The following is an 8,505-nucleotide window of genomic DNA, read 5'->3' as shown; positions in this document are numbered from 1 at the left end:
TGACGCCTTCACGCCTGAAGAATGCGCCAACTACCTCAAAAACTCAGGCTATCGAAGCTAATGCCATCACGCTTTAGCCCCGCCCGACGAACGGCATCTTGGTCGCCATCACCGTCATCGTCAGCACGTTCGCATCGAGCGGCAGGCCGGCCATGTAGGCGACCGCATCGCCGACCGCTTTCGCATCCATGCGCGGCTCGTGCTTCATGGTGCCGTCGGGCTGCATCACGCCGGGACCGGCGACCATGCGGTCGGTCATCGGGGTGGCGGCATTGCCGATGTCGACCTGGCCGACCGCGATGTCGTACATGCGGCCGTCGAGATTGCTGGCCTTGGTGAGACCCGTGATGGCGTGCTTGGTCGAGGTGTAGGCCGCCGAGAACGGACGCGGCGCATGCGCCGAGATCGAGCCGTTGTTGATGATGCGGCCGCCGCGCGGGCTCTGATCCTTCATGATGCGGAAGGCGTGCTGGGTGCACAGGAACGGGCCGGTGAGGTTGGTGTTCACCACCGCCTGCCACTGCTCGAGGCTGAGGTCCTCGAAGTTCACCGGCGGCGCGCCCATGCCGGCGTTGTTGAAGAGCACGTCGAGGCGGCCATAGGTCGCTTTCACCTTGTCGAACAGCGCGGCGATCTGCTCCGGCTTGGTCATGTCGGCAGTGACGCAGAGGCTTTTTCCCGCGGGGCCGAGCTTGGCGGTCTCCTCGAGCATCTCCATTCGGCGCCCGACCAGCACCACGGTGAAGCCGGTGTTCATCAGCGCCAGTGACGCGGCGCGCCCGACACCGGTGCCGGCGCCCGTCACCACTGCGATTTTCTTTGCTTCACTCATCGTTTCCTGCCTTTTCTCATGCTGTCAGGTTTTCGGTTCTTTTTCGTTCTTGTAGGGCGGCCGCGGGATGTTCTGATGGGCTGCGCGCAGGGCCGCAGACCAGCGCGAGCGCAGATCGTGGAAATAGGGCTCACCCGCCTCGATGCGGTGGTTGAGATCGGCCTCGCAAGCGTCGGCGCGCACCACCAGCACGTCGATCGGCAGGCCGACGCCGAGGTTCGAGCGCATGGTCGAGTCCATCGAGATCAGGCCGGTCTTCAGCGCCTCGTAGAGCTCGACATCGTAGTGCATGGCGCGGTCGAGCACCGGCTTGCCGTATTTGTGCTCGCCGATCTGAAGGTAAGGCGTGTCGGTGGTGCACTCGATGAAATTGCCAGCGGTGTAGACCATGAACAGGCGCATCCGCGCGCCCTTGATCTGGCCGCCGAACAGGAAGGAGACGTCGAACGAGACGTCCTCGGACTTCAGCGCCGGGCCTTCGGTCGCATGCACCGCCCGGATCGCCCGTCCGATGCGCTGGGCGGCCTGGAACATGGTGGGCGAGTTCATCAGCGTCTCGATCTCGCCGGTGTCGGGATCTTCGAGGCCTTCGGTCAGCGTCGACAGCACCGACTGGCTGATGGCGAGATTGCCGGCGCTGGCGATCGCCATGATGCGATCGCCGGGTTTCGAGAAGATATGCAGCTTGCGGAAGGTCGACACGTTGTCGAGGCCGGCATTGGTGCGGGTGTCGGCGATCATGACGAGCCCGTCCCGAACCAGAATTCCGCAACAATAGGTCATTTCCAGTCCCCGAACGCGTTTGCGCGGAATTACTAGCCAATTTCGGGGTCCGCTCCAACCCCCGATTGCCGGGGCGGTGTCGTTCGGGGATGCGTGTAGCGCGAACCCGGAATGACCGTCTTAGCTCTGCCGCTGAGACTGCGACTGTCCGCTGCGGCCGGCCTGCTCAACTTTGACCGCCACCGTCAGCGTTTCCGCGCCGCCGCCATAGCGGGTGCCGCGCACCGGTGCGGCGCCGAGATAATCGAGCCCGATCGCGACGCGGACATGGGCATCGGTGGTGCAGATGCAGTTTGCGGGATCGAAGCCGACCCAGCCGAGACCGTCGACGTAAGCTTCCGCCCAGGCGTGGCCGGCGTCCTGATGCACCGTGCCGTCGGAGCGCAGGAACTGGCCGGAAACGAAACGCGCCGGCACGCCGCCGCTGCGGGCGCAGGCGATGAAGATATGCGCGTAGTCCTGGCAGACGCCGCGCTTGAGCGTGAACGCTTCCGCCGCCGAGGTGCCGCTGTTGGTCGGATCCTCGTCGAATGTCATGTGGTCGCTGATTTGCGACATCAGCGTGTGCAGGAAGCCGAGCGTGTCGCTCTCGGCCTCGCTGCGCAACTGCCGCGCGACCGCGGTCATCGCCGCATTGACCGTGGTGAGGTCGGTGGCACGCAAGAACATGCCGGCCGGGAAACGCTCGTCGGCGCCTCGCAGCACGCCGCCGGTGTCGTGGGTCTCGATCAGGCCTTCGGCGGTGATCTTGATGTCACTGACAGGCCCGCACGACAGCACGTGGGTGACGTTGCCGAACGCGTCCTCATGATTGTCGAGCTTGGAGTCGGTCGAGACGTCGATCTGCCACTCCGCCACATATTGCCCGTCATGGCTGCCCGGCGTCATCCGTAGGATCTGGATCACGCTGGTGGCCGGCGGCTCGTAGCGATAGGTCGTGGTGTGCTGGATACGCAGGCGCATGGGTGGACCATTGTTCTGGCGTCATTCCGGGGCGGTGCGCAGCACCGAACCCGGGAATCTCGAGTTTCCGGGTCTGGTCCTTCGGACCATCCCGGAATGACTGCGTGTATCAGATCAAATACTGCTTCGTGATGATTTCGCCCAGCCTGGAATTGTCCGTGATGAATTCTTGAATGAATTCATGCACGCCGTGCTGGAATATGTCGTTCATGTTGCTGTGTTCCAGCCGGTTGCGGATGCCGCGGGCGTGGCGCTGGGCGGGACCCTGGCGGCCATAGGCGACGCCGATCTGGTCGAGGTTGCGGACGAGATTGCCGTAGCAGCTCGCCAGCGAGCGCGGCAGCGTGTCGTTCAGGATGAGCAGGTCGGCGATCAGCCAGGGTTTCAGCGTCTCGCGGTAGACCCAGTGATAGGCCGTCAGCGCCGAAACCGAGCGCAGGATCGAGCTCCACTGGTAGAAGTCGAGCGGTCCGCCGACATGTTCTTCCTCGGGCAGCAGCACGTGGTACTTCACATCGAGAATACGCGCGGTGTTGTCGGCGCGTTCGAGATGCAGGCCCATCCGCGAGAACCAGTACGCGTCGTTGCGCAGCATGGTCCGGTAGGCCGAGCCGTCGAAGCGCAGCGAGGTCTCCTGCACGAAGCGCAGGAATTTGGCGAGATCCTCGCGCGTCGAGGTCCCTCTGCTCCAGACTTCCTGCAAATCGATCCAGGCCGAGTTGATGGTGTCCCACATCTCGCTGGTCAGCGCGGTGCGCACCGAGCGCGAGTTCAGCCGCGCCGCCTCGATGCAATTCCTGATCGAGGACGGATTATCCGCCGAGAACGAGAGATAATCGACGACGTTGCGCTCGTTGGCTTCTTCATACTGCTGATAGAAGCTGGCGGCGACGCCGGCGGTGAGCAGCGCAGAGTCCCACTCGTTGGTCTTGCCGATATAGGCGGCGGGAAGCGCGGTGACGCGTAGCGTCGCATCGATGGTGCGTGCGAGATATTCGGCCCGTTCGACGTAGCGGGCGAGCCAGTAGAGGTTTTCGGCGGTACGCGACAGCATTCTCTCTACTCGTCCAGGATCCAAGTGTCTTTGGTGCCGCCGCCCTGGCTCGAATTGACCACAAGGGAGCCTTCCTTCAGTGCGACGCGCGTCAGTCCGCCCGGCACGATGGTGGTGCTCTTGCTGCCGGTGAGCACGAAAGGCCGCAGGTCCACATGACGCGGCGCGAGGCCGGAGGCGGTGCAGGTCGGGCAGGTCGAGAGCGCCAGCGTCGGCTGGGCGATAAAGCCCTCCGGCTCGCGCTTGAGCTTTTCGCGGAAGGCTTCGATGGTCGCCTTGGTCGCGGCGGGGCCGATCAGCATGCCGTAGCCGCCGGAGCCGTGGACTTCCTTGACGACGAGTTCGCCGAGATTGTCCAGCACATAGGCGAGATCCTTCGGCTCGCGGCAGCGCCAGGTCGGCACGTTCTTCAGGATCGGCTCCTCGCCGAGATAGAATTTCACGATGTCCGGCATGTAGGAGTAGATCGCCTTGTCGTCGGCGATACCGGTGCCGACAGCGTTGGCGAGCGTGACGTTGCCGGCCGCATAGGCCGACATCAGTCCGGGCACGCCCAGCGCAGAGTCGGGGCGGAATGTGAGGGGATCGAGATAGTCGTCGTCGACGCGGCGGTAGATCACGTCAACCCGCTTCACCCCCTCGGTCGTCCGCATGAACACTTCGTTGTTCTTGACGATGAGGTCGCGGCCTTCGACCAGCTCGATGCCGAGCTTGTCGGCGAGGAAGGAGTGCTCGTAATAGGCGGAGTTGTAGACGCCGGGCGTCAGGAGAGCGACCGTCGGCTCGCCTGAGGCACTGTTCGGCGCGACCGAGCGGAGCGCAGACAGCAACTCGTCCGGATAGCGCTCCACCGGCGCCACCCTGTGGCGGGCGAACAGGTCCGGAAACAGCCGCATCATGATCTCGCGGTTTTCCAGCATGTAGGACACGCCCGAGGGCGTGCGCGCATTGTCCTCGAGAACAATGAAGTCCTCGGCGTCGACGCGGACGATGTCGATGCCGGCGATGTGCACGTAGACGTCGTGCGGCACCTGCTGGCCGTTCATTTCGGGCCGGAATACCGGGTTCTGGAAGATCAGATCGTCGGGCACGATTTCTGCACGGAGGATTTCGCGGCCGTGATAGATGTCGCGCAGGAACATGTTGAGCGCGCGCACGCGCTGCTTCAGGCCCTTCTCCAGCAGCGTCCATTCCTTGCCGGACATGATCCGCGGGATCACGTCAAACGGAATCAGGCGCTCGGTGGACTCGGAATCGCCGTAGACGGCGAAGGTGATGCCGATGCGGCGGAACAGGAGCTCGGCCTCTTGGCGACGATACTCGAGCGCCTCGGGAGGCGTCTCCTTGAGCCAGCGCGCCAGCTCCTGATAGGCGGGGCGAAGGTCCCCACCTGGAATGTTCATTTCGTCAAACGCGACTGCCATAGATCCCGACTTGTCTCCGCAAGGCATTGCGCCATTGGACAGGTCGCCAAGGCCCTGGTGAAGACCGCAACGTCCTGGCCATGCAGCAAGAGTGCATGACTTTCATGTGGTAGCAAGGGCCGGGCCAGCGCGATAAGCATGGACTGTCAGCATTTACCGGGGACGGTCGGCGGCTTGCCTGAAAAAATGGCTGAGGACTGCTTATTTCGACAGCAAAAGCGCGTGACTTCAACGCGTTACCTCGGCAAAGTCGGACCGACAGGTGAGGGACTTAAGGCATGAGCGACATCGTCACGGCGGGCATTCTGGTCATCGGGGATGAAATCCTGTCGGGCCGGACCAAGGACAAGAATATCGGCTTCATCGCCGAATACCTGACCAATATCGGCATCGACCTGAAGGAAGTCCGGGTCGTCTCCGACGACGAGGACGACATCATAGCTGCATTGAATGCGCTGCGGCATCGCTACACTTACGTCTTCACCACCGGTGGCATCGGGCCGACCCATGACGACATCACCGCCGACAGCGTCGCCAAGGCATTCGGGGTCGGCATCGACCATCATCCCGAGGTGGTCGCCCGTTTCCGCGAACGCTGGAGCGGGCAGGACCTCAACGAGGCCCGCCTGCGCATGGCCCGCATCCCCGACGGCGCCGAGCTGATCCAGAGCGCGACCATCCTCGCGCCCGGCTTCAAGATCGGCAACGTCATCGTGATGGCCGGCGTGCCGTCGATCATGCAGGCGATGATGGATATCGTCTCGCCCAAGCTGAAATCGGGTGTCCGCATGCTCTCCGAATCGGTCCGCGCCAATGCGCGGGAAGGCGACATCGGGGGCCCGCTGCGGGCGATCGCCGTCGAACATCCCGACACCATCATCGGCAGCTATCCCTTCATGGACGAGGACTCGAAGCCGAATACGAATCTCGTGGTGCGCTCGCGCGATGCGGACAAGCTGGCGGCGGCGATGGCCGCGGTGAAGGAAATGCTGGCGGGACTGAACATCAACCGCTAAAGCGCCCGGCTTGCCGGACGTTTTACGAAGGAGACGACAATGGCTGGTGAAGCACCGGAACTGAGCGCGCAGGAGCGGACCGGCAAGGCCTTTCCGGTCTCGTGGGACCAGTTCCACCGGGATTGCCGGGCACTGACCTGGCGGCTCAACGAGGTCGGTCCGTTTCACGCGGTGATCGCGATCACCCGCGGCGGGCTGGTGCCGGCAGCGATCGTGGCGCGCGAGCTCGGGGTTCGCGTCATCGACACGGTCTGTATCGCCAGCTACGACCACACCAAGCAGGGCGACCTTCAGGTCCTCAAGGGTATCTCGGATCAAGCGATGAAGCTCGGCGGCGGCACCGGCAAGGGACTTCTGATCGTCGACGATCTCGTCGACACCGGCAAGACCGGCAGGCTGGTGCGCCAGATGCTGCCCGATGCGCATTTCGCCACGGTCTACGCCAAGCCACAAGGTCGCCCGCTGGTCGACACTTTTATTACGGAGGTGTCGCAGGACACCTGGATCTTCTTCCCCTGGGACACCGCGCTGTCCTATCACCCGCCGCTGCGCGACGGAGCGGCATGACCATCGCTGTCATTGCGGGCGCAACGAAGCAATCCAGAAATGTGTCCGCAGAAATAGTCTGGGTTGCTTCGTCGCTTCGCTCCTCGCAATGACGGGCGGGAGGCAACCATGCCCCTGCAAAACCGCGTCACGCCCACCGGCGAAATCATTGCCACGCCAGATCGCGGGATGTTCACCGGCAATCGCGGCATTATCCATGATCCCGCGACGAAGACACTATTGAACAAGCGCTGGTCGTCGCCGGCATGGATCGTTTGCCTGTGTAAATTCCGCGGCTGGCGGCGCCCGGTGATGGCACGGCGGAGCTGGACCGAGCTGTTCTTCCTCGACGAGGCCACAGCCTTCGCGGCGGGGCACCGGCCCTGCTTCTTCTGTCGCCGCGACGATGCCAAACGCTTTCGCAGCGCGTGGGAAGCTGGAAACGGTGCAGGCGACGTCAGCGCGAAGGCCCGTGCTGCATCGCGAGCGCCTCGATCGCGGCAAGAAGCGATTGCACGCGCTGCCAATGCCATTGGCGACACTGCCCGACGGAGCGATGGTGCAGCAGGGCGAGGAGAGTTTCCTGGTGATGCAGGGCAGGGCACTGCTGTGGTCACCCGCGGGTTACGCCCCGGATGCGCGCGCGCTCGAACGCCCGATGTTGCTGACGCCGCCCTCAACGCTGCGCGCGATTGTCGCCGGATATCAGCCAGTGTTGCATCCGACGGCGCGCAGCCAGCGCGGCGGTTGACCCTACTGATGCACGCATCCGCAGGACGTCCGCATCATCCCAGCTGCTCACGTGCCAGCGCGGCGCCGGTGCCGAGCGCCATCAGCTTGGCTTCGGCGATCTCCCGCCGCATCGGCGCCATGCCGCAATTGGTGGTGGCGATGATGTTGCTCTTGGGCACGAATTTCGACACAGCGTCGATCACCTGCACGACGTCCTCGGCCGTCTCCACTGTGTCGCTAGCGACGTCGATCACGCCGGCCTGCACGATCTTGCTCTTGAGCAGGGCGAGCAAATCGAGCGGCACCTTCGAATTGCGGCATTCGATCGCGACCTGCTGGATCGGGCTGGCGTCGATCGCCGGAAAGATCTGCTCGTATTGCCGCCACTGCGCGCCGAGCGTCTCCTTCCAGTCGGTGTTGGCCTTGATGCCGTAGCCGTAGCAGATGTGCACGGCGGTGGCGCAGGTGAGGCCCTGGGCGGCGCGCTCCAGCGCCTTGATGCCCCAGTCGTTGACCTCGTCCATGTAGACGTTGAAGGCGGGCTCGTCGAACTGCACGAGATCGACGCCGTCGGCCTGCAGCGCCTTGGCCTCCTCGTTCAAGAGATCGGCGAAGGCGAAGGCCATCTTGACGCGGTCGCCATAGTAGCAGTCCGCAATCGTGTCGATGATGGTCATCGGGCCGGGCAGGGTGAATTTCAGCTTCTTCTTCGTATGCGTGCGCGCAACGCGGGCCTCGTCGGCATGAACACGGCTCTTGAGCTGGAGCGGCGCGACCACCTGCGGCACCATCGCCTTGTAGCGGTCCTTGCGGATGCCCATCTCGACCTTGTGGGCGAAATCGATGCCCTCGATCTTCTCCAGAAAACCGTGCACGAAATGCTGACGGGCCTGCTCGCCCTCGGTGACGATGTCGATCCCGGCGTCTTCCTGGAGTTTTACGGCGAGCATGGTCGCGTCGCGCTTGGCGCGCAGAAGCTCATCGCCTTGCGACTTCCAGGGCGCCCAGAGCATGTTGGGCTCGGCGAGCCATTCCGGCTTCGGCAGGGAGCCGGCGATCGTGGTTGGAAACAGCATGGCGGCCCTCCCGGCAGGTTATGTTGCGCCCCTTCCTGCCATGTCTTAACGTCAAGGTACAGAACAACAAAAGTCGCCT

General features: G+C 63.7%; 8 protein-coding genes and 1 pseudogene. 3 read left to right on the top strand and 6 right to left on the bottom strand.

Translation table 11 applies throughout. The features are described from left to right. Window positions 1-73: 73 nt before the first annotated feature. From QSV46_RS33075 to QSV46_RS33055, 5 genes are all read right to left on the bottom strand, one after another. Window positions 74-832: an SDR family oxidoreductase gene (locus QSV46_RS33075; RefSeq protein ID WP_314961409.1), complete on the bottom strand. Its 759-nt coding sequence runs from the start codon at window positions 830-832 to the stop codon at window positions 74-76. Between the two features lie 24 nt (window positions 833-856). Then, the gene (locus tag QSV46_RS33070; RefSeq protein WP_314961406.1) at window positions 857-1,615 is read right to left on the bottom strand and encodes a proteasome-type protease; all 759 of its coding nucleotides are present in this window, start codon (window positions 1,613-1,615) and stop codon (window positions 857-859) included. Window positions 1,616-1,735: 120 nt separating this feature from the next. Then, window positions 1,736-2,578 (bottom strand): transglutaminase family protein, encoded by an 843-nt coding sequence (locus QSV46_RS33065; RefSeq protein ID WP_314961404.1) that lies wholly within the window; start codon window positions 2,576-2,578, stop codon window positions 1,736-1,738. Between the two features lie 109 nt (window positions 2,579-2,687). Continuing rightward, window positions 2,688-3,632: an alpha-E domain-containing protein gene (locus QSV46_RS33060; RefSeq protein ID WP_314961401.1), complete on the bottom strand. Its 945-nt coding sequence runs from the start codon at window positions 3,630-3,632 to the stop codon at window positions 2,688-2,690. A gap of 5 nt (window positions 3,633-3,637) precedes the next feature. Continuing rightward, window positions 3,638-5,056, bottom strand: coding sequence for a circularly permuted type 2 ATP-grasp protein (locus QSV46_RS33055; RefSeq protein ID WP_314961398.1), 1,419 nt, complete (start codon window positions 5,054-5,056; stop codon window positions 3,638-3,640). 278 nt (window positions 5,057-5,334) lie between these two features. On the opposite strand from QSV46_RS33055, the gene QSV46_RS33050 reads away from it, so the two are divergent. From QSV46_RS33050 to QSV46_RS33040, 3 genes and pseudogenes are all read left to right on the top strand, one after another. Then, the gene (locus tag QSV46_RS33050; protein WP_314961396.1) at window positions 5,335-6,072 is read left to right on the top strand and encodes a competence/damage-inducible protein A; all 738 of its coding nucleotides are present in this window, start codon (window positions 5,335-5,337) and stop codon (window positions 6,070-6,072) included. A gap of 39 nt (window positions 6,073-6,111) precedes the next feature. Continuing rightward, complete coding sequence (gene gpt, locus QSV46_RS33045) at window positions 6,112-6,639, top strand: xanthine phosphoribosyltransferase (RefSeq protein WP_314961394.1); 528 nt, start codon at window positions 6,112-6,114, stop codon at window positions 6,637-6,639. Window positions 6,640-6,747: 108 nt separating this feature from the next. Further along, window positions 6,748-7,369 (top strand): annotated as a pseudogene (locus QSV46_RS33040) (hypothetical protein). 34 nt (window positions 7,370-7,403) lie between these two features. On the opposite strand, the gene QSV46_RS33035 reads toward QSV46_RS33040, so the two are convergent. Then, window positions 7,404-8,426: a methionine synthase gene (locus QSV46_RS33035; protein ID WP_314961391.1), complete on the bottom strand. Its 1,023-nt coding sequence runs from the start codon at window positions 8,424-8,426 to the stop codon at window positions 7,404-7,406. Between the last annotated feature and the right edge of the window lie 79 nt (window positions 8,427-8,505).

Origin of the sequence: Bradyrhizobium cosmicum (assembly GCF_032290525.1) — a bacterium.
Taxonomy (GTDB): Bacteria; Pseudomonadota; Alphaproteobacteria; order Rhizobiales; family Xanthobacteraceae; genus Bradyrhizobium; species Bradyrhizobium cosmicum_A.
Note: the sequence above shows the minus strand (reverse complement) of the source record. Positions and strands in the feature narration are given on the sequence as shown.